Source organism: Nereida sp. MMG025, from assembly GCF_021654165.1.
Classification (GTDB): domain Bacteria; phylum Pseudomonadota; class Alphaproteobacteria; order Rhodobacterales; family Rhodobacteraceae; genus Nereida.
In genome coordinates this window covers 684,733-709,882 of sequence record NZ_JAKFZN010000001.1, presented here as the reverse complement: position 1 = coordinate 709,882, position 25,150 = coordinate 684,733, and the positions used below count along the sequence as shown (strand labels likewise).

At 56.3% G+C, this 25,150-nt stretch carries 26 protein-coding genes, 1 tRNA gene and 1 pseudogene; 12 read left to right on the top strand and 16 right to left on the bottom strand.

Going from position 1 to position 25,150, the window contains the following annotated elements; genetic code table 11:
* Window positions 1-43: 43 nt before the first annotated feature.
* From L1065_RS03440 to glmM, 4 genes are all read left to right on the top strand, one after another.
* Complete coding sequence (locus L1065_RS03440) at window positions 44-706, top strand: cell wall hydrolase (protein ID WP_370641130.1); 663 nt, start codon at window positions 44-46, stop codon at window positions 704-706.
* A gap of 87 nt (window positions 707-793) precedes the next feature.
* Complete coding sequence (locus L1065_RS03435; RefSeq protein ID WP_237094040.1) at window positions 794-1,711, top strand: dihydroneopterin aldolase; 918 nt, start codon at window positions 794-796, stop codon at window positions 1,709-1,711.
* Window positions 1,712-1,714: 3 nt separating this feature from the next.
* Entirely contained in the window at window positions 1,715-2,710 is a 996-nt protein-coding gene (gene folP / locus L1065_RS03430; protein ID WP_237094039.1) for a dihydropteroate synthase, read from the top strand.
* 14 nt (window positions 2,711-2,724) lie between these two features.
* A complete protein-coding gene (gene glmM, locus L1065_RS03425) occupies window positions 2,725-4,062 on the top strand; it encodes a phosphoglucosamine mutase (protein WP_237094038.1) in 1,338 nt (445 codons plus the stop codon).
* Here glmM and L1065_RS03420 read toward each other — a convergent pair.
* Both L1065_RS03420 and ilvC read right to left on the bottom strand, forming a co-directional pair.
* The gene (locus L1065_RS03420; protein ID WP_237094037.1) at window positions 4,059-4,961 is read right to left on the bottom strand and encodes a DMT family transporter; all 903 of its coding nucleotides are present in this window, start codon (window positions 4,959-4,961) and stop codon (window positions 4,059-4,061) included. The genes glmM and L1065_RS03420 overlap by 4 nt on opposite strands.
* An 80-nt stretch (window positions 4,962-5,041) precedes the next feature.
* Window positions 5,042-6,064, bottom strand: a complete 1,023-nt coding sequence (gene ilvC / locus L1065_RS03415) for a ketol-acid reductoisomerase (protein WP_237094036.1) — start codon at window positions 6,062-6,064, stop codon at window positions 5,042-5,044.
* Between the two features lie 139 nt (window positions 6,065-6,203).
* Between ilvC and L1065_RS03410 the strand changes: the two genes are divergently transcribed.
* Genes L1065_RS03410 through L1065_RS03400 form a run of 3 tightly spaced genes read left to right on the top strand, consistent with a single transcriptional unit; the run spans window position 6,204 to window position 8,308 of the window.
* Window positions 6,204-6,659 (top strand): Lrp/AsnC family transcriptional regulator, encoded by a 456-nt coding sequence (locus L1065_RS03410; RefSeq protein WP_237094035.1) that lies wholly within the window; start codon window positions 6,204-6,206, stop codon window positions 6,657-6,659.
* Window positions 6,656-7,120, top strand: coding sequence for an Lrp/AsnC family transcriptional regulator (locus L1065_RS03405; protein ID WP_237094034.1), 465 nt, complete (start codon window positions 6,656-6,658; stop codon window positions 7,118-7,120). Before L1065_RS03410 ends, L1065_RS03405 begins: the two co-directional genes overlap by 4 nt.
* A 60-nt stretch (window positions 7,121-7,180) precedes the next feature.
* Window positions 7,181-8,308, top strand: coding sequence for an aminotransferase class V-fold PLP-dependent enzyme (locus tag L1065_RS03400; RefSeq protein WP_237094033.1), 1,128 nt, complete (start codon window positions 7,181-7,183; stop codon window positions 8,306-8,308).
* Window positions 8,309-8,314: 6 nt separating this feature from the next.
* On the opposite strand, the gene L1065_RS03395 is transcribed toward L1065_RS03400, so the two are convergent.
* The 3 genes from L1065_RS03395 to L1065_RS03385 form a co-directional block, all read right to left on the bottom strand.
* The gene (locus tag L1065_RS03395; protein ID WP_237094532.1) at window positions 8,315-9,517 is read right to left on the bottom strand and encodes a UbiH/UbiF family hydroxylase; all 1,203 of its coding nucleotides are present in this window, start codon (window positions 9,515-9,517) and stop codon (window positions 8,315-8,317) included.
* A 69-nt stretch (window positions 9,518-9,586) separates the two neighbouring features.
* The gene (locus L1065_RS03390; protein ID WP_237094032.1) at window positions 9,587-9,814 is read right to left on the bottom strand and encodes a hypothetical protein; all 228 of its coding nucleotides are present in this window, start codon (window positions 9,812-9,814) and stop codon (window positions 9,587-9,589) included.
* An 86-nt stretch (window positions 9,815-9,900) separates the two neighbouring features.
* Window positions 9,901-10,542 carry a pyrimidine 5'-nucleotidase gene (locus L1065_RS03385; protein ID WP_237094031.1) on the bottom strand — a complete coding sequence of 214 codons (642 nt, stop codon included), beginning with the start codon at window positions 10,540-10,542 and terminating at the stop codon, window positions 9,901-9,903.
* A gap of 90 nt (window positions 10,543-10,632) precedes the next feature.
* On the opposite strand from L1065_RS03385, the gene L1065_RS03380 reads away from it, so the two are divergent.
* On the top strand, window positions 10,633-11,292 hold the full coding sequence (locus L1065_RS03380) for a GntR family transcriptional regulator (protein ID WP_237094030.1): 660 nt from the start codon (window positions 10,633-10,635) through the stop codon (window positions 11,290-11,292).
* Window positions 11,293-11,566: 274 nt separating this feature from the next.
* On the opposite strand, the pseudogene L1065_RS03375 reads toward L1065_RS03380, so the two are convergent.
* Both L1065_RS03375 and carA read right to left on the bottom strand, forming a co-directional pair.
* A pseudogene (locus L1065_RS03375) lies at window positions 11,567-13,012 on the bottom strand (glycosyltransferase family 2 protein); the annotation flags it as partial.
* Window positions 13,013-13,243: 231 nt separating this feature from the next.
* Window positions 13,244-14,407: a glutamine-hydrolyzing carbamoyl-phosphate synthase small subunit gene (carA, locus tag L1065_RS03370; protein ID WP_237094029.1), complete on the bottom strand. Its 1,164-nt coding sequence runs from the start codon at window positions 14,405-14,407 to the stop codon at window positions 13,244-13,246.
* Between the two features lie 198 nt (window positions 14,408-14,605).
* On the opposite strand from carA, the gene L1065_RS03365 reads away from it, so the two are divergent.
* Window positions 14,606-15,067: a GatB/YqeY domain-containing protein gene (locus L1065_RS03365; RefSeq protein WP_237094028.1), complete on the top strand. Its 462-nt coding sequence runs from the start codon at window positions 14,606-14,608 to the stop codon at window positions 15,065-15,067.
* 67 nt (window positions 15,068-15,134) lie between these two features.
* On the opposite strand, the gene L1065_RS03360 is transcribed toward L1065_RS03365, so the two are convergent.
* The gene (locus L1065_RS03360; RefSeq protein WP_237094027.1) at window positions 15,135-15,629 is read right to left on the bottom strand and encodes a DUF2244 domain-containing protein; all 495 of its coding nucleotides are present in this window, start codon (window positions 15,627-15,629) and stop codon (window positions 15,135-15,137) included.
* Window positions 15,630-15,736: 107 nt separating this feature from the next.
* Complete coding sequence (gene ctaD / locus L1065_RS03355) at window positions 15,737-17,413, bottom strand: cytochrome c oxidase subunit I (protein ID WP_237094026.1); 1,677 nt, start codon at window positions 17,411-17,413, stop codon at window positions 15,737-15,739.
* Between the two features lie 307 nt (window positions 17,414-17,720).
* On the opposite strand from ctaD, the gene L1065_RS03350 reads away from it, so the two are divergent.
* Window positions 17,721-18,818, top strand: coding sequence for a hypothetical protein (locus tag L1065_RS03350; RefSeq protein ID WP_237094025.1), 1,098 nt, complete (start codon window positions 17,721-17,723; stop codon window positions 18,816-18,818).
* A 6-nt stretch (window positions 18,819-18,824) separates the two neighbouring features.
* On the opposite strand, the gene lipB is transcribed toward L1065_RS03350, so the two are convergent.
* Window positions 18,825-19,481 carry a lipoyl(octanoyl) transferase LipB gene (lipB, locus tag L1065_RS03345; protein WP_237094024.1) on the bottom strand — a complete coding sequence of 219 codons (657 nt, stop codon included), beginning with the start codon at window positions 19,479-19,481 and terminating at the stop codon, window positions 18,825-18,827.
* Complete coding sequence (locus tag L1065_RS15905; protein WP_237094023.1) at window positions 19,474-20,247, bottom strand: LytTR family transcriptional regulator DNA-binding domain-containing protein; 774 nt, start codon at window positions 20,245-20,247, stop codon at window positions 19,474-19,476. Before L1065_RS15905 ends, lipB begins: the two co-directional genes overlap by 8 nt.
* A gap of 114 nt (window positions 20,248-20,361) precedes the next feature.
* Here L1065_RS15905 and L1065_RS03335 point away from each other — a divergent pair, with 114 nt between their 5' ends.
* Window positions 20,362-20,880 carry a DUF2306 domain-containing protein gene (locus tag L1065_RS03335; RefSeq protein WP_237094022.1) on the top strand — a complete coding sequence of 173 codons (519 nt, stop codon included), beginning with the start codon at window positions 20,362-20,364 and terminating at the stop codon, window positions 20,878-20,880.
* Between the two features lie 61 nt (window positions 20,881-20,941).
* Window positions 20,942-21,028, top strand: a tRNA-Leu gene (locus L1065_RS03330).
* A 21-nt stretch (window positions 21,029-21,049) separates the two neighbouring features.
* Here the strand turns inward: L1065_RS03330 and L1065_RS03325 are convergent.
* From L1065_RS03325 to L1065_RS03305, 5 genes are read right to left on the bottom strand one after another with little or no spacing between them, the layout of a single operon-like run.
* A complete protein-coding gene (locus tag L1065_RS03325; RefSeq protein ID WP_237094021.1) occupies window positions 21,050-21,445 on the bottom strand; it encodes a carboxymuconolactone decarboxylase family protein in 396 nt (131 codons plus the stop codon).
* Window positions 21,446-21,470: 25 nt separating this feature from the next.
* Window positions 21,471-22,400, bottom strand: coding sequence for an AEC family transporter (locus tag L1065_RS03320; RefSeq protein ID WP_237094020.1), 930 nt, complete (start codon window positions 22,398-22,400; stop codon window positions 21,471-21,473).
* Between the two features lie 10 nt (window positions 22,401-22,410).
* Window positions 22,411-23,214 carry an MBL fold metallo-hydrolase gene (locus tag L1065_RS03315; RefSeq protein WP_237094019.1) on the bottom strand — a complete coding sequence of 268 codons (804 nt, stop codon included), beginning with the start codon at window positions 23,212-23,214 and terminating at the stop codon, window positions 22,411-22,413.
* Entirely contained in the window at window positions 23,214-23,987 is a 774-nt protein-coding gene (locus L1065_RS03310; protein ID WP_237094018.1) for a TatD family hydrolase, read from the bottom strand. The genes L1065_RS03315 and L1065_RS03310 overlap by 1 nt, the downstream gene beginning before the upstream one ends.
* A gap of 3 nt (window positions 23,988-23,990) precedes the next feature.
* On the bottom strand, window positions 23,991-25,121 hold the full coding sequence (locus L1065_RS03305) for a DNA polymerase III subunit delta' (protein WP_237094017.1): 1,131 nt from the start codon (window positions 25,119-25,121) through the stop codon (window positions 23,991-23,993).
* Window positions 25,122-25,150 lie beyond the last annotated feature (29 nt).

The window sequence follows — 25,150 nt, the reverse complement described above, 5'->3', positions numbered from 1 at the left end:
GCAACAGGTGTTGGGCCTGTCGCGAACAAACTGGGGGTCCATTATGGGTCGCATTATTTTTGCTTTTGTGGCGCTGTTCGGCGCGACACAAATGATGTCTGCTGCCGACGTCACGTCTGCCAACGTGTCCGCGCAGCTGGTGTCCTTGCTGGAAACAGATCGTAAAGCCTTGCGCAGTGTCGATCCTGACCGTCTGGACCGTCTGACGGCCGCGCCGAAAACATCGCTTTTGCCAAAAACACGGCCCGGCAATTTCAAGGCCATCAAATATGATCGCGCTTGGTTGGCCAAACAGCCCAAAGCATCGGGTGATGCGCAGTGGCGTTGTCTGGCCGAAGCCCTCTATTTCGAAGCGCGCGGTGAAAGCGTCAAAGGCCAGTTTGCGGTTGCCGAAGTTATCATGAACCGTGTGAAATCGCGCAATTATCCCAACTCCATCTGCGGGGTGATCAACCAAGGCACCGGCAAGAAATTTGCCTGTCAGTTCACCTACACATGTGATGGCAAGAAAGAGATCATCAGCGAACCCAAGGCTTTCGCCCGCGTGGGCAAAGTTGCTCGGATGACCATCGACGGCGGTCTACCAAAACTGACCAATGGTGCAACACACTACCACACCAAAGCCGTGAACCCGCGTTGGGCCCGCGTCTACCCACGCACGGCCACCATTGGCTTTCACATCTTCTACCGTCAGCAATATAGCTAAATCGCAACCGCGGGGATGTCGTGTTTGTGGCGTATGACGCCGCGCTTTCCCCTGTTAACTGCGTTTATGCTAGGATAATCCAGCATCATGACCAGTGATATCCACCTTGCTTTCGCCCATCCGTCCGAGCGTGCCGCAGCCACTCAAAGCGGTGATCCGCTGGATCGGATTTCCGTGCGCGATCATGTGATCGAAGTCGAAATCGGGGCCTTTCAGGCCGAACGTGGCACAACGCAGCGCGTGCGTTTCGATGTGGTTGTTGAAGTGCGCCCTCTGGAAGGTCCCATCCTAGACGATGTTGATCGCATCTTGTCTTATGACAAGGTCACCGAAGCGATTGCCACCGAACTGGCCGCCGAACGCCTCAATCTACTGGAGACTTTGGCCGAGCGTGTGGCAGACCGTATTTTGTTGGAACCCCAAGCCATGCGCACCTTTGTGCGCATTGAAAAACTGGATCGCGGTCCATTTGCACTGGGCGTGGAAATTGTGCGTTCGCGGCCCTTGCACGTGGTCGAAGACGTGGAAACCGCCGTTCATCCGCGTGTGGTGTTTTTGTCAAACGCGGCGGTCCACTCTGATCATCTGCCGCGTTGGATTGATCAATTGGCCGCCGACGAAACACCTGTCATTCTGTGTGTTGGCCCATCGCAGACGCCTGCACCCCAAACACAGGTGCAAGCCGCGCAGCGCCGCATTGATCTTTTGGCAATAGAACAAAACGCATGGGTTTTGGCAGGGCGCGACAAACGATGCGTCGTCGTCGGCACAATGACCGAGCTTGATTGGTCCATGAAAAACGGCCAGATCGCGGTTTGGGCGCCGTCTAAAATCGTGCTGGACGCCGTTGATGGCCCCTCCGCGCAACCATCGGATACGATGGCCCTTGTTGCTTGGTTTGCAGGGCATATCGACGCCAGTGGATTGCTGTGCATTGGGACCCAACCGGGACAAGCTATGGAATTCCATACCGTGTATCACGATGGCCAATCTGCCACTCTCTAACAGATGACGCAGTATTACAGGCCCATTCCCCAAACCGATATTGCCCGCCCCCGTGGTGCGCTGACCCTTGCGGGTGGGTGGTGCTGGTTTACCCATGTCGAGGTGTTGGAACGCGGACGTGCACCTGAAATTATATCTGCAAATGACGCCCCCCCCACGGTGCTGGATCCTCTGACATCCCCTCGCACCGCCATCGCGGGGCTGGATACGGCGCGTCCGAACTTGATGGGTATTTTGAACGTCACACCCGACAGTTTTTCTGACGGCGGGTTGTTCAATGCACCCGACGCGGCCCAAGCCCAAGCCTTGGCCATGGCGACACAAGGCGCAGATATCCTTGATATCGGCGGCGAAAGCACACGGCCCGGCGCAGATTTCGTCCCCGCCGATGAAGAGATTTCGCGCACCGCCCCTGTGATAAAAGCAATCCGTGCGCAGTCCAAAACACCCATCAGCATTGATACCCGCAAAGCCGATGTTGCGCAGGCCGCACTGGATGCGGGTGCCGATCTGATCAACGATGTGGCGGCCTTCACCTTCGATCCCGATCTGGCCACCGTCGCGGCGAATTCCGGCACGCCTGTGTGTATCATGCACGCCCAAGGCGACCCTGCGACGATGCAAAACGCACCACAATATGACGATGTGCTGTTGGATGTTTACGACTTTTTGGCCGAACGCATTGCGGTGGCGGTGGCTGCGGGCATTGACCGCCATCAGATTGTGATCGACCCAGGTATAGGCTTTGGCAAAACGCTGGACCATAACCTTGCGCTTTTGCACCGTCTGAGCCTTTTGCACGCGCTTGGCTGCCCAATCCTTCTCGGGGCATCGCGCAAAAGGTTCATTGGCACGATTGGCGACGCCCCTGATGCGCAGGATCGTTTGGGCGGATCTATTGCGGTGGCGTTGGACGGGCGCCGGCAAGGGGTTCAGATTACGCGCGTTCATGATATCAAACACACAAAACAAGCCTTCCTTTTGGCAGACACGCTTTGAAAGCAGGGACATAAATGGCACCGAAACTCTTTGGCACCGATGGCGTGCGTGGCACGGCAAACCAATATCCGATGACCGTGGAAATGGCGCTCAAACTGGGTGCGGCGGCGGGGCGTTATTTTCGCCGCGATCAGCAGCGCCACCGCGTTGTGATTGGCAAGGATACGCGTCTATCCGGGTATATGTTTGAAAACGCGTTGACGGCAGGGTTTACCAGCACGGGTATGGATGTCTTTTTGCTTGGGCCCGTGCCAACGCCTGCGGTTGGAATGCTGACAAAATCCATGCGCGCCGATGTCGGCGTGATGATCAGCGCCAGCCACAACCCGCATCATGACAACGGTATCAAGCTTTTTGGTCCCGATGGCTTCAAGCTGTCTGATGAGGCCGAAGCCGAAATTGAACGTCTGGTGCATGAGGGGACATCGCCTGCACAGGCCGAAAACATCGGGCGTGCCAAACGTATTGATGACGGGCGGTTTCGCTATGGCGAACGCGTGAAAGCCTCGCTTTCGGGGATTTCGTTGCAAGGTCTGAAAGTCGTCGTGGATTGCGCCAATGGTGCGGCCCACCGCGCCGCCCCTGAAATCCTGTGGGAACTGGGGGCCACGGTGATGGCGATGGGCGTTGCGCCCAACGGTCAAAACATCAACGAAGGATGTGGCTCAACCAATACCGCCGCTGCACAAGAAGCTGTGGTTGCCCATGGCGCGGATGTTGGCATTTGTCTGGACGGTGATGCCGACCGCGTGATGATCATTGATGAAACAGGTAAGGTGGCCGACGGCGATCAGTTGATGGCCCTTATGGCAAGCGCATGGGCCGCTGACGGGCGGCTGCAAGGCGGCACGCTGGTGGCGACGGTGATGTCAAACCTGGGTCTGGAACGCTTCATGCAAAGCAAAGGCCTGCATCTGGAACGCACCAAGGTTGGGGACCGCCATGTGGTTGAAGCAATGCGGCGCAGTGGATGGAACTTGGGTGGCGAACAGTCTGGCCATATCGTCATGACCGATTACGCCACAACGGGCGATGGTCTTTTGGCAGGGCTGCAGTTTTTGGGTGAAATGGTGCGTGGCGATAAACGTGCATCCGAGTTGACCCACAGCTTTGAAACAGTCCCGCAGCTTTTAAAAAACGTGCGTTTCACCGCTGGCAAAGACCCGATGGAGGCCGCGAATGTGACAGCTGCCATCGCACAGGCCGAAGCGGATTTGACCGGCAAAGGGCGCTTGCTGATCCGCAAGTCAGGGACCGAGCCTTTGGTCCGTGTTATGGCCGAATGCGAGGACGAGGCGCTTTTGCAGCAGGTGGTCGATGGGATCGTGGCCGAGGTTGAAGCGGCGGTTTAACCCCGCACAAACAGCTTTTTGAGGCTCAACCACTGGCTGATGGCCAATCCTGTCAGGATCAGGGCCAAGGCTGCAAAGAAACGCCACGGCAGATCCTCTGACAAGATCCATGCGCCGAACAGCATGGACCAAAGCGGCACTTGGTAGTTGACCAAGGTCATAAAAACCGATCCTGCCGTGCGGATGGTTGCAACGCGCAACAGGTTTGCAAAGGCGGTCGGCACAAAGCCGAGAAACAAGATCGCCCACGCCGCGCGGGTGCCTGTCCACTCGGGGATACCTTCAAAATACAGCATCGCGGGGATCAGGCAGACCGAGCCAACGACAAGGGTCAGGGCGGCCATTACCACGCTGTCAATCGGCGGGCAGGTGCGTGTCATCACGCTGGAGACCGCATAAGACAGCGCCGCGGCGACACAGGCGATCTGCCCCAAAGGTTCCCACCCGGTGCCAATACGCAAAACGCCCGGGCCGATCAGAACCAAGGCGCCTGTAAAGCCCAGACACACACCAACCAGCTTGCGGCCGCTCATCTTTTCATCGCTGAAAAAATGCGCCAGCGGTAAGACGAACAGGGGCAGGGCGGCCATCGAAATACCGGCAAAAGCAGATGGCACATATTGCTGGCCCCAAGACAAAAGCGCGAAAGGCAGCGCGGTGTTCAGCGCACCAATGACGATCAGGAATTTGATCAGTCGCGGTGACCAGTCGGGCCACTGACGCCCCATCGCTTTCATCAAGCTTAAGAGTGCAATCGCCCCAAGCGTTGTGCGCGCGCAGGCTACCGTCAGTGGCCCGTAGCCTTCCAGCGCAATGGAAACCACCATGAAGGTGCCGCCCCAGATCACGCCAAGCGCGAGGATCGACAGCCAGTTGTTCAATGTGGGTTGGGTGTCCATGTAAGTCCTTCATAAACCTTAACAAAACGTAAAAGGGCGTCCCCGCGGGGACGCCCGATCATGCGACGGTGAAAACAGCCTTAGTTCTTTTCTTTGTCAACCATCTTACCAGCCGAAATCCATGGCATCATGCCACGCAGTTTCGCGCCTGTTTCTTCGATCATGTGCTCGTCGTTTGCACGGCGGGCCGCTTTGATCGTTGGCTGACCAACCGCATTTTCCAGCATGAAGTCGCGCACGAATTTACCTTGTTGAATGTCTGTCAGGACATCCTTCATGCGAGCTTTGGTCTCGTCGTAGTTCAGGATGCGTGGGCCGGTGACATACTGACCATATTCCGCTGTGTTGGAGATCGAGTAGTCCATGTTGGCAATGCCGCCTTCATAGATCAGGTCGACGATCAGTTTTACTTCGTGCAGACATTCAAAGTAAGCCATCTCAGGCGCGTAGCCTGCTTCAACCAGTGTTTCAAAACCGCAACGGATCAGCTCTACCAGGCCACCGCAAAGAACGGCCTGTTCGCCAAAGAGGTCGGTTTCACACTCTTCGCGGAAGTTGGTTTCGATGATGCCCGAACGGCCGCCACCGATGGCCGAACAATAGGACAGACCGATTTCAAGCGCTTTGCCTGATGCATCTGTATCAACCGCCACAAGGCAAGGCACGCCGCCGCCTTTGACATATTCGCCGCGCACGGTGTGGCCTGGTCCCTTCGGGGCCATCATGATGACGTCAACGCCTTCTTTTGGCTCGATCAGACCGAAGTGGACGTTCAGACCGTGGGCAAAGGCAATCGCGGCACCGGGCTTGATGTTGTCGTGGACGTATTTTTTGTATGTTTCGGCCTGCAATTCATCGGGCATGGTGAACATGATAACGTCACACCAGGCGGCGGCTTCTGCGATGCCCATTACCTTCAGGCCTTCGCCTTCGGCTTTTTTGGCGGAAGGCGAACCTTCGCGCAGGGCGACCACAAGGTTCTTTGCACCACTGTCGCGCAGGTTCAGCGCGTGGGCGTGGCCTTGGCTGCCGTAGCCCAGAATGGCCACTTTCTTGTCCTTGATAAGGTTAACGTCGCAGTCCTGATCATAGTAAACGCGCATGGGATGTCTCCTTTTGGGGCGTGGTGAATCTCTGATGTGTGTTTAGGGGGTGAGCGATAGAAATATGAGGTCAAGATCGTTGTTAATTCTAGAAATATAGTCATTTCTATTTGCCATATAGTGATATATAGTGAAAATCATGCTTGATGATGATGATCGCCGTATTCTGCGCAGGCTACAGCAAAATCCAAGCCTGTCGATGGCAGAGCTTGCCGATCAGGTGTCGTTGAGCGCGGCCAAGACAACCCGACGTTTGGAAAAGCTGCAAGCCAGTGGCATCTATCGCGGCCAGGAAGCCGTGATTGATTGGGCGGCCCTCGGGTTTGCGGTTGCTGTATCTTTGCGTGTCACATTGGACAAAACCCAAGCGCGCGCCTTTGATGAATTTATCGCCGCAGCCCGCAAGGTGCCTGAGGTGATCGAGGTGCAAACCTTTTTAGGGCAGGTCGATGTGCGCCTATCGCTCGTTGCACGCGACATGCCGCATTATCACGCGCTGTATCGCGACCGCATTCTGACCTTGCCCCATATTTCTGATATCGAAGCGTTGATGTTGGTCAGCACGGTCAAAGACAGCCAGGTCTTGCCCGTATGACATGGGACGCAATCGATATGGCGATCCTCAAGGCGCTGCATGCGGATGCCGCACAATCCGCAGGGCGGGTGGGGCGCAAACTTGGCCTAAGCCAACCCGCGACGTGGCGGCGTATTCAAAAGTTGCAAGCGGCTGGTGTCATCAAGGGGCGGCGCCTTAAACTGGATGCCGAGAAACTGGGCTTTGGTGTTACGGTTTTTCTGGGCGTCAAACTTGCCACAAAAGGGCGTGTCAGCCTTGAGGATTTTGAACGCGCTGTGACCGCGATCCCAGAGGTGCAAACCGTTGAGCATGTGCTTGGCCTTTACGACTATCGCTTGCGCGTTGTGGCGCGCGATCTGTCGGATTTTGAACGTATTTTGCGGCGTCGCATTATGACCTTGCCCGGGGCAGGACAGGTCGAGGCCAATGTGCTTTTGTCGGAAGAACGGTTGGACGGCCCGCTTGGTATACCAAAATAGACTTTGCAATGTGCCCAAGGCTCTCCTAACGATTGGGGACGTTTTTGGAAGGACCCTCTCATGGCCGCACTTTTGCACGATATCGACCCCGACGGATTGCTTGAATATTCGGTCGTTTTTACAGACCGTTCGCTGAACCATATGTCGGCCGTTTTTGGCGATGTGATGCGCGATATCGGCGGTATGCTTAAAGAGGTCTATCACGCCGACCATGTGGCCATTATTCCTGGCGGCGGGACCTATGCGATGGAAGCTGTCGCGCGTCAGTTCGGCAATGATGCCCATGCGCTGGTCGTGCGCAACGGCTGGTTTTCGTATCGGTGGAGCCAGATTTTTGAAGCGGGCCTGTTTACGCGCGACACAACAGTGATCAAGGCGCGCATGCAGGGCAATGAGACGCAATCGCCGTTTGCGCCAGCGCCGATCGATGAGGTGACAGCGCAGATTAGAGACGCAAAACCAGATGTGGTTTTTGCACCGCACGTCGAAACCAGCGCCGGCGTGATCCTTCCAGATGACTATATCGCAGCACTTGCAACGGCCGCCCATGAGGTTGGCGCGATTATGGTTCTTGATTGCATTGCGTCGGGCTGTGCGTGGGTGGATATGGCCAAAACGGGCGTGGATGTGTTGATCAGTGCCCCGCAAAAAGGATGGTCCTCGACGCCATCGGCTGGCTTGGTGATGCTATCGCAACGCGCCGTCGACCGTATGGAGCAGACCCAATCCAGCAGTTTCGCAATCGATCTGAAAAAGTGGCACGGCATCATGCGGACCTATGAAGATGGCGGTCATGCCTATCATGCGACTATGCCCACGGATGCGTTGCGCGCGTTTCGCGATACCATGCTTGAAACCAAGGACTTCGGCTTTGACAAGCTCGAAGCCGCCCAATGGGCGTTGGGCGCGGCAGTCCGAAAAATGATGGCTGAAAAAGGTATGAAATCTGTTGCGGCAGAAGGGTTCGGTGCGCCCGGGGTGGTTGTATCCTACACCGATGACCCTGATGTGCAGTCGGGGGCCAAGTTCAAATCGCTTGGCATGCAGATCGCTGCAGGTGTGCCGCTGCAATGTGATGAACCAGAAGCATTTCGCACATTCCGTATCGGCTTGTTCGGATTGGACAAGCTCTATGACGTGCCCGCAGCGGTTGCGCGGCTTCAAAAGGTGGTGGACGAGGTTCTTTAGTCGCGGCTACCCACGCGCACCAAGACCAAGCTGCATCAACGTCTTGCGCACAGGTGCCATTGAATACAGGGCAGACACGCCCGCAGCACGCAGATCACGCAGGGGTTGTTCGCCCATCATGGACGCACGGTTCAACAGGTTCACGCCTGCCACGCGTGCATGCACCTCGGCTTTGCGTTTGCGTTCATAAGCTGCAAGCATTTTCGGACTGCCAAGGCTGTCAGGCGCTGCCTGCGCCAGATCCAACAGGGCCCGCATATCACCAATGGACATGTTCAGGCCTTGCGCACCGATGGGGGGGACCACATGCGCGGCCTCTGCGATCAGGGCGGTGCGTTCGCCGTAAAAGCTATCGCTGATCTGGCTGATAATCGGCCAGATGGTGCGCCGACTGGCAAGCGTGAGGGGCCCAAAGAGATGGCATGACCGCTCCGAAATCGCCTCGTTAAAGGCGGTTGCATCCAGTTCATAAAGGCGCCTGGCTTCGGGGCCGCGCTCCATCCAGACAATCGCACTGGACGGTTTACCATTGTAGTCGGGCAACGGAACCAAGGTGAAGGGCCCGCCAGAGCGGTGAATTTCTGTGCTGACACCATCGTGCGGGATGGGGTGCGTGACCGCGAACGCCAGCGCCTTCTGCCCGTAACGTGTGGTTTTTGCGCCAATACCAAGCGCGCGGCGCACAGGGCTGTTTCGTCCGTCAGCGGCAATGATCATGCGCGCCGAAACCAATGTCCCATCGCTCAGGCTGACGCGGGCTTCGGTTTGTCGGGTCAGAACGCTTGCGGTGCCCACACCTGGCCGAAAATCGACGTTTGGCAGTTCTTTCAAACGCGCGACCATTTCGCGACGCAACAGCCAGTTGGGCAGGTTCCACCCGAACGGGCGCTCCGAGATATCGGAGGCATCAAAATCGCGCGTCAATCGCGGTTCGTTAACGACGCCGCCCGCATCGACAATGCGCATTGTCTGCAAAGGGCTAGCGTGCGCATCCAGTTTGGACCAGATGCCCGCATCTTCCAGAAAGTCCCGGGACGGTTGCAGAAATGCTGTGGATCGCAAATCGCTGCCATCCGCGTCGCGTTCTGTGATGGGCGGGGTGGGGTCTACGCAGATGACGTTGAACCCCGCCGTGCCAAAGGCCGCGGCGGCCGTCATACCCGCAACACCGCCGCCTGAAATCAGAATATCAGTCTGTGTCTTTTCCATACGCAAGATGTAGGTCGCGCTGCCGCTATCGGAAAGGGCCAAGACCACAACCGCGACACTTCTTCCGTGTTATTTGCCAACCGTGATCAGCATCAGACACAAGAAGCACACAGGCACAGCTGCCACCGCTGGCACATAAAGTCCCGGCAGGCCAAAAATGGCGATCGCAGCGATCCAAAGTGCTGCGCCAATTGCAAGGGCTGCGTAAAGCAGGCCGAGTTTTGCGCTTTTTTCCACACCAAGCGTGGCGTCGAGTTCAATGGTTTGGTCCTGTTCGTTCAACTGGTCAAAGGGCATGATCTGTTCCTGTTCGCGATTACCCCCGATAGATAGGATGTGCCGCCTGATCCAACAGGTTCATTTCGCCGCAGGCTCGCCGATTTTTAGATCACATTTGACAAAAAAGAAGCAAGGTCATCGGTGTGATGGTGAACATGTGGCGCCGCCGACTGTTGCGGGGCCACGTGAACCGTGCGCAAGCCCAAAGCATGCGGCACCGCAAGGTTGCGGATATCGTCCTCAAACATCGCGGCGCGGGTGGGATCAAGCCCGTCTTGGGCAAAGACTTTCGCAAAGGCCTGTGCTTCGGGCTTGGGCCGATATCCTGCGTGTTCCACCCCGTAGATTTCATCAAATACGCCAGTCAATCCACGCGCCTGAGTGACGGCTTGGGCGTAGGGGCGTGTGCCATTTGTATAAATGATCTTGCGCCCCGGCAGTGAACAGATCGCATCAGCCAATTCAGGACTTGGGGGGATGATCGAAAAATCGATGTCATGCACGTCATGCAAGAAATCTTCGGGCGGCATATCGTGGCGGTCCATCAGGCCTGCAAGCGTTGTCCCATGACTGGCCCAATATTCAGCGCGAAGGGCTTTGGCGGTGCCCAGATCAACAGACAATGCCTTGCAAATAAAGGCCTCCATCCGTTTTTCAATCTGTTCAAACAGCGCCACTTCGGGGGGATAGAGCGTGTGATCAAGGTCGAACACCCATGTGGTGACATGCGAAAAAGTCTGTTTCATGCCCGCAAGGTAGCGGCCCAGATATGGCCGTCAATCGGTAGGGTGCTTGCGGATTTGCAGGCTGTCGGGCTAGGCTAAGCGAAACCATCTATGGAACGGTCCCAAATGCTTAAAGTCGCCCAAAAAGACGCTTACGATATGATCCTCGAAGCGATTGATATCGGAGTTTACAAACCCGGTGACCGTTTGGTGGAAAGCGAATTGGCCGAACGGTTTGGCGTGTCGCGCACACCGATCCGTGAAGCATTGCAGCGGCTGGAAACCCAAAGCCTTTTGACACGCGATGGCCGTAGCCTGATTGTGGCGTCCCTTGATCACAATCAACTGGCCGAGCTTTATGTGGTGCGGGCCGAGCTGGAGGGACTTGCCGCACGGCTTGCTGCGCGTCATGCCACGCCAGAAGAGGTGCAGGTGTTGCGCGAGATGCTTGAGGCAGATCGCAGCCTGATCGGTGATCCATCCGCAATGTCGCGCGCGAACAGACGGTTTCACAAACAGGTTCATCTGGCATCGCACAACCGCTTTCTGGTGCAACAGCTTGATTTGGTGCATCGCTCAATGGCGCTTTTGGCGACGACGTCGCTTGCCATTGAAGGCCGCGATGTCAAAACGCTTGATGAGCATGAGGTGATCGTGGCTGCCATTGAAAATGGTGACGGGGATGGCGCGTATCATGCGTTGCGCGAGCATATATCAGTTGCCTTTCAGGCGCGGCTGAAATCGGATGCTGAGGCCGTGCAGGCGCTGTAACTTTGTCTTGCAAGCCCCTGCCGTGGCTCGTTTTATCCCAATAGAACGGACAGCGCACGATTTCCCAAAGGGCTTTGTAAACGGCCAATGTGCCGAACCAAAAGTAGACGTGCATAGCGGGTATCCATAGCCATAGTGATCGGAACCCCCTGCGGTTTACCGCGATTGCGTTACTGGTGATGGCAATAAGTTCTGCTGCGATAAACATGCCCGCAAGCCCCCATAAAAAAGGCGGTGACAGGCTGTCACCGAAAACGGCCGCGCTGGAAATCGGGATCAGCCATAACGCCCAAAGAAGCGGGGCGAGGATGAATTGCGACAGGGTGCCCAGAAACAGGATTTGGAACCCCAGAAATTGCCAGGCACCAAGTTCGCGCCACAGCTTGCGGGGCGCGCGCATGTGAACACCGTAGGTCACCGCATATCCTTTGAGCCACCGTGACCGCTGTTTGACCCACGGCCAAACGCGGCAGTTGGCTTCTTCGTGCGTCACAGTTTCTATGATATCTGTGCGGTATCCGCGGCGGGCCAACCGCATGCCCAGATCGGCATCTTCGGTCACGTTATGGGCATCCCATCCCCCCAAGGCCTCAAGTGCTTGGCGACGGAAAAACAAAGTTGTGCCACCTAAGGGCACAGCAAACCCAAGTTTTCGCAGGCCGGGCAGGACCACACGAAACCATGTGGCATATTCAATGGTGAAGCAACGGGCCAGCCAGTTTTGGCGGCTGTTATAGAAGTCCAGAACCCCTTGCAGACAGGCCACATCGGGGGGTAATTGCGCAAATCGGTTTACAACCTGGTCGATCTGATCATGGGCAGGCGCATCTTCCGCATCATAGATACCAACGATGGAGCCGCGGCAAAAATCCAGCGCGTAGTTCATCGCGCGGGGTTTGGTCTTGAGGCTGCCTTGGGGGACAACGATGGTGCGCATCCAAGTCGGCAGTCGGGTTCGGCCTAGGGTCGCGCGCGTGATTTGATCGTCATTTTCGACCACCAGACAAATGTCCAGCAAATGTTTGGGGTAGGTGAGTTGCGACAGACGTGCGATAAGATGGGCCGCAATCTCGCGTTCGCGCAAAAGCGGAACAAGAACCGAAACGACAGGTGTGCGAACCTGGGCCACATCTTGCGCAGGCGGTTGCGGCCTGCGATACATTGCAATTGCCCCAAGCCGCAAAGCCGTGGTTGCCGCCAGTGACAAGATGGCCCAAGCGGTCAGCGCAGGAAGCACAATCCAAGGTGCAACATACAACAGCACACACATCGCAAACAAAAGGCACAGCGCCCCCGCCCGCAGTCGCGGGACGTTCCATTGCCTACAACTATCCCGTGTCGCAACCCGCGTTTCGGCCATCTGGGCAAGTTGGGCCGCGTGGTCCTGTGCGAGGGCTGCATGTATATCATCGTCGCTCGCCAGCCCCATAAGAACGGGGTGGTGGCTTTGCGGGATCATGGCCTTGATGCGAGAGAACTGCGATGGGCGCGAGGTGACAATCAAAACACCGCTGCCGATCCGCTGGATTGGCACGACAGACTGGGTCAGGCAGTTGCGCAATCCGATCAGGTCGGCCAAATCCACAGATCGTTCCGTTTGGGAGAGGTCTACGATCTGCGCCTGATGGAATTGGCTTTGCGCGGTCAGCAAATCCTGTGGGCGGATCAAATGCGCCGAGATCAGGGCCTGTTCGAAAGACGCATCGCCCGAACGCGCCATGCGCCGTGCCCGCGCCAGATCATTCGGGTGCAGATCAAAATCGTCGATTAAAAGACTGTCCAGACAGATTGGATGGTCTTTGACGCGGCCCCGTTTGGGAAACACCGCACGTGGCCCGACCAAGGAAAATGGTAAATTGCTCATTCTGACGGACCACCATAGCCGTTAAACCCCGCGACTTTGATGGCACGGGAGTGTTTAACAATCGGTTAACCGTCTTGCTGTGAGCGTTTAGGCTGTGGCTTTGGCCTTCATCGCCTCGGCAAACCGCTTGAACAGGTAATAGCTGTCTTGCGGGCCGGGGCTGGCCTCTGGGTGGTATTGCACCGAAAACACGGGGCGGTCGGCCATTCGGATGCCGCAGTTTGATCCATCAAAAAGCGATACATGTGTTTCAACCACGCCCGCGGGCAGCGTTTGGCTATCAACGGTGAACCCGTGGTTCATGGATGTGATTTCCACCTTGCCAGTATCTTTGTCCTTCACGGGATGGTTGGCACCGTGGTGACCGTGGTTCATCTTGACGGTCTGCGCCCCAAGCGCCAGCGCCAGCATCTGGTGTCCAAGGCAAATGCCGAAGACGGGGATGTCGGTTTGATCCAGCACACCTTTGATCATCGGCACGGCGTATTCGCCTGTTGCAGCCGGATCGCCTGGGCCGTTGGACAAAAAGACGCCATCGGGATTCAGGGCCAGCACATCTTCTGTGGTCGCGCTGGCCGGAAGGACGGTAACGTCGCAGCCAGCCGAGGCCAGACAGCGCAGGATGTTGCGTTTGGCACCATAGTCGATGGCCACAACCTTGTGGCCTTTTTCGGTGCGTTTGGGAAAACCATCGGGCCATGCCCACCGCATTTCATCCCATTGATAGGATTGTGCGCAGGTCACGTTTTTGGCAAGGTCCAAGCCTTCCAACCCTTTGAAAGCGCGGGCTTTGGCAACAAGCGCTTCGATATCAAATTGGCCGTCCTCGCGGTATTCCATTGCGACATGGGGCGCGCCTTGCTGGCGGATCGCGCGGGTCAGCCTGCGCGTGTCAACGCCGCCCATGCCCATGCGTCCGCGTTTGGCAAGCCAGCTGCCCAATTCATCTGTCGCACGCCAGTTTGACGATGCTGTTGGATCCCATTTAACCACCATACCTTCGGCGACAGGATCCGCCGTTTCGTCATCTTCGGGATTCACGCCCGTGTTGCCGATATGCGGGAAGGTGAAGGTCACAACCTGACCCGCATAGGACGGATCGGTCATGATTTCCTGATAGCCCGTCATCGCGGTATTAAAGCAAAGTTCCGCTTGGGTCAGGCCTTCGGCGCCAAACCCGCGCCCGTAAAACAAGGTGCCATCTGCAAGGGCAAGGCAGGCTGTGGGATGAGACGTTTGCTTTTGTGCCATGCGCTTGGGTCCTGTCTGCTGCCAAATCTGCGTGAACATAAGTGGGGCGCGGCGTGGGGTCAAGCGCCAGAAATATTATAAAACCCCATAAAAACAAGGCCTTGTGAATCGCGACTTTGCTTGATTTGCATGCTTGCCAAATCTATATTCACTCATTCAATTGCTTGGATCAAAAACGGCAAGAAGGCAGCTTCCTTAATGGATATGAAAACGCGCATCGGCTCAGCTTTGAAAGAAGCGATGAAGGCCAAAGACAAAGATCGTTTGTCGACATTGCGTCTGGTCAATGCGGCGATCAAAGACCGCGAGATCGCAGAGCGGGCCACCAGCGAAGAGTTTGAAATCTCGGACGCGGATATCGTGGCGATCCTTGGCAAGATGGTTAAGCAGCGCAAGGAAAGCGCACGTGCCTACGAAGAAGGCGGTCGTCTGGAGCTGGCCGAAAAAGAGCACAGCGAGATTGCGATCATCGAAGACTATCTGCCCAAACAGCTGGACGACGATGAAACAGCCAAAGCGGTTGACGCGGCGGTGACCGAAGTGGGCGCAGACAGCATTCGCGATATGGGCAAGGTGATGGCAGCGCTGAAGTCGAAATATACAGGTCAGATGGATTTCGGGCGCGTAGGCCCGATGGTGAAAGACCGTCTGAGCGCTTAGCGCTGAGGCGTCTGATCAATAAGGATGCCCTCGCCTTGTAGGGCATCAGGCCTTTGATACAACCTGTCTACAGTGTCGCGCGGATCAACGATTGCAGTTCGCCGTAAAGCGCCTTGCGTTCGTCGGGCGATAGAAACGCACCAATCTCTACTTCGCGCCGGTCTTCGGGCGATAGGCCACCTTTCAAGGTCACATAGTTCTCAACGGGTCCGCCTGTTTCGTGCAGGTGGACGCTCACCCAATAGGTGTTTGCGTCCCATGTTTGATCGCCCTTGCGCGGGTTCTGTCGGCGCAAATGGCAAGTCTCTGGCGTAATGATCAGGTCTTCACGCAGATTGCCGTCGCGTTGGTTGCGGCGCAGCGCAAACCAAATGCCCCAAAGTGCGATGGCGAAGAAGGGCAACAACCCCCACAACACCGGGCTGCCAAGAATGGCGATGAGGGGGAGGGCGATAAGGCCCGCTGTGATGCCGATGAAAACAACAAACCCATTGGGCGTCATCGATTGATGCGGCCAAAGCGTCACGGTCGTCGGATCATTGCTGGTTGTCTGATACGGCATGGTCGTCATTAACCTGCGGATAACGATTGCAAAAGAAAGTCTCTATCCAATTAAAAAAGCCCCCGCGTGTTAAGGCGGGGGCTTTTCTGTTTCAGATCAGCGGTGCCTTAGTGGCTGTGCTGTTTGTCCCAATCTTCCTGCTTTGGAAGAATTTCAAACGTGTGCTCTGGGGGGGGCGATGGAAGTGTCCACTCCAGTGTATCTGCATATTCGTTCCAAGGGTTGGCTTCTGTCACACGACGCCCTGCCATCAGTGTCGAAGCAATGACACCGATGAAGAACAGGAACGATGCGAAGGACAGGAATGCACCCATCGACGAGACGTAGTTCCAGTAAGCGAATGCTTCGGGATAGTCGATGTAGCGACGTGGCATGCCCTGACGACCCAGGAAGTGCTGTGGGAAGAATGTCAGGTTTGCACCGACGAACATCGCCCAGAAGTGCAGCTTACCAGCCCATTCAGGATACATGCGGCCCGACATCTTGGGCAGGTAGAAGTAGATACCTGCAAAGATACAGAACACTGCACCCAAAGACATCACGTAGTGGAAGTGCGCAACGACGTAGTATGTGTCGTGATATGCGCGGTCCACGCCCGCTTGCGACAGCACGATGCCCGTAACGCCACCAACTGTGAACAGGAACAGGAAGCCGAAGGCCCAAAGCATGGGTGTTTTGAACTCGACCGAGCCGCCCCACATGGTTGCGATCCACGAGAATATCTTAACGCCCGTGGGCACCGCAATAACCATCGTCGCCATCATGAAGTAGGATTGCTGCGTCAGCGACATACCTACTGTATACATGTGGTGCGCCCAGACAACGAAGCCCAGAACACCAATAGCAACCATCGCGTAGACCATTGGCAGGTAGCCAAAGATCGGCTTGCGCGAGAATGTTGCGATGATGTGGCTGATGATGCCGAAGCCCGGAAGGATGATGATATATACCTCGGGGTGGCCAAAGAACCACAGGATGTGCTGGTAAAGCACAGGGTCCCCACCGCCATCAGGCTGGAAGAAGCTGGTGCCGAAGTTACGGTCTGTCAGCAGCATTGTGATCGCGCCAGCCAGCACTGGAAGCGCCAGAAGGATCAACCATGCAGTTACAAAGATCGACCAAGCAAAGAGTGGAACCTTGTGCAGCGTCATACCAGGGGCACGCATGTTCAGGAAGGTTGTGATGATGTTAATGGCACCAAGGATCGAGGATGCGCCTGAAACGTGCACCGCGAAGATCGCAAGGTCCATCGACATGCCTGCTTCCGATGTGGAAAGCGGAGCGTACATAACCCAACCGACGCCCGAGCCAAGCTGGCCGTTACCACCTGGTGCCAGCATCGACGCCACACCAAGTGCCGTACCTGCAACGAACAACCAGTAGGACAAGTTATTCAGACGCGGGAACGCCATGTCAGGCGCGCCAATCTGTAGGGGCATGAAGTAGTTACCAAAGCCCCCGAACAGGGCAGGGATCACCACAAAGAACATCATCAAGATGCCGTGGTAGGTGATCAGAACGTTCCAGAGGTGCCCGTTTGGCGTACACGTGGCTTCCGAGGCGACAAAGCGCGCGCCTTCCAGGCACATGTACTGCACGCCTGGCTCCATAAGCTCCAGACGCATGTAAACTGTGAATGCAACCGAGATGAAACCGACAATACCTGCGGTAAACAGGTACATAATGCCGATGTCTTTGTGATTTGTGGACATAAACCAGCGGGTAAACCAGCCTCGGTTATCCTCGTGGTCTGCGTCGTGGCCGTGAATGGCGGCGTCTGCCATATCCGGTGCCTCCGTATTGTTGGTTCCCAAGTATACTTACCCGACGAAGCGACTCGAACGGGGTATTCCCCGCATGTTCTATTGGAACAGTCTTAAACGAGCAATGCGCGTTCACGATTTTAAGTGGGTAAAAATGGCGCAGTTTGATCTAAATCATTGTTTGGGATGAGGCGCTTACAAACCGTGTTAAATTGCAGCGCATTCCCCAAAATTGCCTTCATTTGACCTGCAAATACGCGAAGTCTTATGTCCATTCTCCCTCTAAATTCCGCCCTTTCGTTTTCTTAACAGGATCAGAGCGTATACTATGCCAACGACCGTTTCGTTGCCCCTTGCCAACCGCCAACTGCGTTTCACCGCGTTGGAAACGGCTGCGCGGCCTTGGATTTTTGTGATCCTTGTGGCGCTGTGGGTGGCTGCCACGTGGCAATGGCTTTGGGCGGACTACGCGGACATGGCGGTCAATATCAAATGGCGCGTGGGGGAGTGGTTAATCAATTCTGAAAGCGGGCGGGTGCGCCGTGGGCTGATGGGGGACGGGCTGATCTGGCTTGCCGATACCACCGGCCTCTCGTTGGCCTTTGTTGTGCTGGCCATCAAATCCAGCATTCTGGCGCTTTACGCTGGCTTGACGGCGCTTTTGGTTTTCAAAAACGGGTTTTCGGATCGTTTGGCAGCAATGGCGCTGCTTCCCCTCGGACTTGTGTTTGTGGAGGGCGTCTACAAAGAAATGCTGGTCTATGTCGCCCTGGCGATGCTGATTGTGTGGCGGGGGCGGTTGTTGGGTCTTGTTGCGGCATGGTTTGCCTATGCGGTTGCCTTGGCAGGGCACGAAGGCCTGGCCTTGCTGCTTCCTGCCATTTTGATACTTTTGTGGTGGACGCACGAAGGGTGGGTTCGTAGCGCGGCGATGCTGGCGTTTTCTGTCATCGCTTTGGCATCGGGGCTCTACGCGGTTGTCTTTACCAATCTGTCCGATATCTCGGCAATGTGCGCCGCTGTAACCGATCGCGGATTTCCTGCGCGCGTGTGTGACGGGGCAATGTGGTACACCAAGGTCGATGAAACCAGCGCAGCCATGTTGCTGAATGCGGTCTACAATCAGCCACGTTTCTATGCGTTCCTTGCGGCGGGGGGCGCCCAGTGGGTGGTAATTTATATGGTTTGGCGCGGTGCCGGTCCAACGGTCCGCCAGCGTCTGATGATTGCGGCTGCGGTCTTGGCGATTCTGCCTTTGTTCTACCTCGCGTTTGACTACGGGCGTTGGATGTCGATGCAGGTGATGGTCGCCTTTTTTGCGCTTGCGCTTTTGCGCACGGATAGGGACGCGCCGCCACTGCCTGCTGTGATATTCTGGCCGTCCGTCACTTTGGGCGCCTTTGTTCAGGTGCCCGTCTTTTTGTAAGTGCGCCTACCGCTGCGGTGGGAAATGCGTCTCGAATGTCTGTTTGAGCGCGACGTCAAGATCATCCATCGTAACTGGCAAACCCAGATCAACAAGCGAGGTCACGCCGTGTCCCGAGATGCCGCAGGGCACGATGCCGTCAAAGTGGTCTAACTCCGGTTCGACATTGATCGAAATGCCATGAAAGCTGATCCACCTGCGCAGGCGGATGCCGATCGCAGCGATTTTATCTTCGCGTGGGCTGCCATCGGGAAGGGGGGGCTTTTGGGGTCTTTGGACCCATACGCCGACACGCCCTTCACGGATTTCGCCTTTGATGTTGAATTGATCTAGCGTGTCGATGACCCATCCCTCAAGACTTTGGACAAAGGCGCGCACATCGCGCCCGCGCTTGCCCACATCCAGCATGGTGTAGATCACCCGTTGTCCCGGACCGTGGTAGGTATATTGCCCGCCGCGTTTGGTCTCAAAGACAGGAAAGCGGTCAGGTTGCGTCAGGTCCGACGGTTTGGAAGAAGTGCCAGCGGTGTACATTGGCGGGTGTTCCAAAAGCCAGATCGCTTCATCTGCGGTGCCTGCATGAATGGCTCCAACACGGTCTTCCATAATGCGACAGGCGTCCTCGTAAGGCACCAAATCACGTGAAGTAATCCATTCAACCATCAGATTTTCCTGAAAAAAGCCCTGCTGCTGCTACGGCCTGGAGGTATCTGCGACTGACCGGAATCACACGATCATTCGACAGGGTGATTTCCGCGCGGTCTTTTAGCTTGTGCACCATTCGCACATGATCCGTTGCAATCCAGTGCGAACGATGCACCTGAAGGCCCGCCGTGTCGCCGACCTCCCGCACAGCGTCTGACAAACGCAGCAATATCATCTCTTCGCCTTTGGTCGTGCAAATACGGATGTAGTGATCTTCTGACGAAATGCTGATCAGGTCCCCCCGCTTATCATAGGGTAAACGCGCATGGATCGCAGGCGGCGCACCTATCTGGCTATCCGTCTGGTGATAGGCGACCTGCATAATCGCCGAGACAATCGCCGAGATGGCAAAAACATTTGCCGCGATGAACACAGTTGCCATCGCATTGGGCACCAGCCCCAGAAACCCGTAGTTCAGCAGCAACACCACGATAAAGACACCCACCGCCGTTACAGGGGCGGCAATCGCCGTGCGCACCCATGGTCCGGACGCATTGGCATATCGATCGGCCAGATTGTTTCCCAGATACCCGATTGTATAGCCAAGCACCGTCAACAGGCCCCAGTAAAAGAACCGTGGCAAGGCGCGCAGCATCTCGTCTGTGTCAAAAGGGGCCAGCAAGGTCAGGATTATCGCAATACCCGCAAACGCCAAAAGCCTTACGGGATTGGCAAAATGGCGGCGCATTTCACGAAGCGCGGGTTGCGACAGGGTGTGTTTCACGAAGGCAGAGCCTCTATTCACGAAAGGCGCGTGGCGCGCAGGAAAATGCTGGTTTCTACATATGTCATCGCAGCGTGACAGTGCAATGCGACCCATAGCTTAGGAGACATCATCATGACAATCACCCCTTTTCTGGATGCCTCATTGGCGTTGCAACTTCATATGATCGCAGCCGTTCCGGCCGTTATAGTTGGTCCGTTCGTGCTGTTTCGGCGCCGGGTTGATATGTGGCACAAGCGCCTTGGATATGTGTGGCTGACCGCGATGGTCGTTCTGGCCATTGCAGGGCTTTTTATCCCAAGCGAATTTGCAATGGTGGGTATGTTCGGGCCGCTTCATGCCTTTAGCGTGATTACGCTGTATTCTGTCGCTGCAGGCCTGCGGTATGCGATCATAGGGAATATTGCGGCACATGGAGCCACGTTGCGCGGGTTGTGGATTGGGGGGATCGGTGCTGCGGGATTGATGCAGTTTTTGCCCGGGCGCACCATTCATATGATGGTGTTCGGGCGCGAGTCAGATGCAGGCTATCTGCTGATTGGCACTGGTGCAGTTGCACTGGTTTACCTGCTCTGGACGCACCGCCCACGCACCAAGGTGCAAGGCCCGCGTCCAGTTTCACGCACCGCCTGACATTTTGGGCTTGTGAAGGCAGCGGGCTTTGGTTTAGGACGCTGCCACCAAGCTAGGATTTGCGGTCGTGGCGGAATTGGTAGACGCGCAGCGTTGAGGTCGCTGTGAGGTAACACTCGTGGGGGTTCGAGTCCCCCCGACCGCACCAGTCTTTCCCTCTTTATGGCAGTTAGCCGTCCAGCAAACCTTCGGCATCCAGCACCTTGCGCGCTGCGCGGAAACACTCCAACGCTTGCGGCAGCCCACAGTAAATCGCAATGACATGAATGATGGCGCGGATCTCTTCAGGCGACACACCGTTGTTCAACGCCCCTTTGCAATGAAGTTCCCATTCGGTCATTTTGCCCAATGCGCCAATCATCGACAGGTTCATCATGGACCGCGTCTTGACGTCAATCACGTCGTCGCCCCACCCAAAGCCCCAACACCATGCTGTCATTGCTTCCTGAAAGGGCCGTGTGAAGCCATCGGCGTTGTCCAGTGATGCCTCAACGTATTGCGCGCCCAAAGTGGCTTTGCGCTGCGCCAGACCTTTCAAAAACAGATCCTCGTCAAAAATGCTCATGGGGGTGTCTCCTCTGGTTTCAGGCTCAGCTCAGGATCAGCAACCAAACCCATATGGACAAGATATTCAGCGCAGTGCCGATCAGCACCGATGATGCCGCAACCCGCTTGGCACGGCCATACATATTCGCAAACAGATAGGCGTTGATACCCGGCGCAGAGGCAGCCGTGATCAAAGCGGATCGCAGATCAGATTGGCTCAGATCCACCCAACTCCCAAGCGTCCAAACGATGATGGGGTGCAAAAGCAACGAAAGGCTGACCACATAGACAATCGTCAGCGCATCGCCTTCGGGCTTGTAACGATAGAGCACCCCCCCAAGGCCGAACAACGCAGCGGGCAGTGCAGCACGGATCATCAGATCAAGGGCGTCTTGGGCGACAGAAGGGATGGGCAAACCTGTCAGGTTCACGAAAAACCCAAGGCTAATGCCAATGATGAGCGGGTTTGAAAACGTGGATTTCACAATCGTGCCACCCACTTGATGCCAAGGTGCACCATGGGCGCGGGCCATCTCCATCGTGATGATCCCAAGCCCAAGACCGAAAGGCGAATGAATGGCGATGATGGCATAGTTGCCCGCGAGGCTTTCGCTGCCGAAAGCGCGTTCCGTGATGGGCAGGCCCAACAATACCGAGTTGGAGAAAAGCGCAATAAAGCCGATGGCCACCGCATCCTCCCAATCGCGTTTGAACAAAACGCGTGCGCCCAAGACACCAAGAATGAAGCACGTCAAAGCGCCTGAATAAAAGCTGAACAAAATCGGCCATTGGAAGGATTGGCCCAAATCGAGGTTGGCAATGGCGGAAAACAACAGGCAAGGAATGGCGAAGGTCTGCGCGAACTTCATCAGACCGTCGACATAGTCTTGCGAAAACCAACCTTTCCAACTTGCGCCATATCCAAAGGCAACCAGAAGGAAAACTGGCAGGATCACATCTAAAAGCGCCTGCATTTACAGGGTCTTACAGATCATAAGTGATCTGCATTCCATCAAAAGCGGGGGTGATGTGATCGGGTGTTTCTGCCTCAAGCGTGGCATAATCCAGATCAAGATGCATGTTCGTGAGCACCGCGCGTTTGGGCGCCAGCTTTTTGATCACCGCAAGTGCGGCGTCCAAATGGAAATGGGTGGGATGTGGGTCGCGGCGCAACGCGTCGATGATAAAGCAATCAAGGTCATGCAAGGCGGCAAAGACGTTGTCGTCCATTTTAGACACATCAGGCAGATAGGCCACATCGCCGATCCGAAACCCAAGTGCATCAATCGTGCCGTGTTCGACCTCGAAGGGGGTTAACGTGATGTCACCACCTGCGCCCGATATTGTGATGTCACCATCGATTTCATGCAGGTTCAAGATGGGCGGATAATTGGACCCCGGTGGCTGGACAAAAGCATAGCCAAAGCGCGATATCAGATCGCTCGTGGTGGCCTTATCTGACCACACGTCGAGCCGCTCTTTCATGTTATAGACAATCTGGCGCAAGTCATCGAGGCCGTGAACATGATCGGCGTGGCTATGGGTATAGACCACGCCGTCCAGCGCACCAATGCCTGCATCCAACAACTGGCTGCGCATATCGGGGCCCGTATCGATCAGCACCGCCGTTGTGCCATCCGCGCCATGTTGTTCAATCAAAAGCGAGCACCGACGACGGCGGTTTTTAGGCTCTGAGGGATCGCATTTGCCCCAGTTCCCACCATTTGGCCCAAGTCGTGGCACGCCTCCAGACGACCCGCAACCAAGGATGGTAAAGATACGTTTCATCAGGCGGCCTTTGCAAAAAGGCGGTGGAAGTTATCGGTAGTGGCGCGGGCAAAATCTTCATAGGGCAGGCCAAACACATCAGCCCCCACTTGGGCCGTATGCACTGTGTAGGACGGCTCGTTGCGCTTGCCGCGATAAGGGGGCGGGGCCAGATAGGGGCTATCTGTTTCCACCAAAACACGGTCCAGCGGCGCGGCGGCAAAAATATCGCGCACCTGCTGGCTTTTGGGAAAGGTCGCAATGCCGGACATGGACAGATAAAACCCCAGATCGATCGCGGTTTTGGCCAAATCCGCACCGCTGGAATAACAGTGCATCACACAGTCAAACGCGCCATTGGCATATTCGTCTGTCAGGATCGCGGCCATATCATCATCTGCGGCACGGGCGTGAATAATCAGCGGCAGGCCTGTTTGGCGGGCTGCTTCAATATGGATGCGTAAGGATTGCTTTTGCACCTCGGCACTGTCGGCGGTGTAGTGGTAATCCAGGCCCGTTTCACCGATGCCGACAAACTTGGGGTGCGCCGCAAGTCTGACCAACTGATCGACCGTTGCCATAGGTTCATCGGCCGCACTCATGGGATGGGTGCCAGCGGCGTAGAATACAGGGTCAAAGCTTTCTGCAATGGCGCGCACCTGTGGTTCCAGTCGCAGTTTGGTGCAGATCGTCACCATTTTGGTCACCCCCGCATCAACAGCGCGCTGGATCACGGCGGGGCGTTCTGCATCAAAGTCGGGAAAGTCCAGATGGCAATGGCTGTCGACTATCATAGGCTACCTTTTTGCCGCCAACCGCGCGGCGGCTTGATCAATCTTGAGACCCGTATCAAGGACCAAAGCGGCAGGGTCAAGATTGACGGCCCGTCCATGTCGCAAACGTGCGCCAATCTCTTGCTGTAATCCCGCCCATTCACGGGCAGCGTGCGGGCTGGCACAGAGCCGCACCAGCAAAGATGCCTCGCGCGGTGCGGCCTCGGCCTCTGGCGGTCCCATCAGGCCTGCGCGCGCAATGCGCGACAACAACACGTCAATCTGGCCAAGGAACAATTCGAATTTAGGTGCTTTGCCCCGACCGACCATACCTTCGGCCATTTTCAAAAGTCGCCCACGATCCAGACCCGGGGCATTTTGCAACAAATCGACCAGATCAGCATACGTATCAAGCCCGCCCAGATTGATCAGGCGCAGCGCTTCACCGACCGACCCATCGGACAAAGTGGTCAGATGATGGGTGTCAGCGGGCAGCGGCACGTTGGCCGCGCGCAGCGCGCGTTCCATATCCTGAGGGTTCAGGCGCGACAAATTCAACGTCCGACAGCGCGAGCGAATGGTGGGCAGCAGTTTTGAGGGCTGATGACAAATCAGCAAGAACACCGTGTTCGCGGGCGGCTCTTCCAAAACCTTCAGGATCGCATTGGCCGTTTGGATGTTCATTTCATCGGCGGCGTCCACAATCACCACGCGGGTGGCGCCATCGGTGGCCGAAAGGGACAGGAATTCCTTGAGCTTACGGGCTTCGTCCACGGTGATGACGGTTTTAAGTTTGGTATTGTCTTTGTCGTCAACAGCACGGCGCAGCACAAAAAGCGACGGGTCACTGCCGGCAAGAATGCGCCGCGCAACTGGGTGATCGTCTGCGATGTGCAAAGATGTGGGCGGCTCTGGCGCGCCGAACATGCCGCCATCGTCAAGCGGGGGTGTTGCAATCAGAAACCGCGCAATTTGGTAGGCAAAGCTGGCTTTGCCAATCCCGCGCGGGCCTTGCAGCATCCATGCATGATGCATCCGACCACTTGAAAAACTGTCCAGAAACGAAGCTGCCGCCGCATCATGTCCGATGACCTGCGAGGTTTCACGCGGGTGGGGGGCACCGTCGACGCGGTCTGGTTGGGGCAAATCGGACATGGGGAAGGTGTGCCATGACCGCCGGGCAG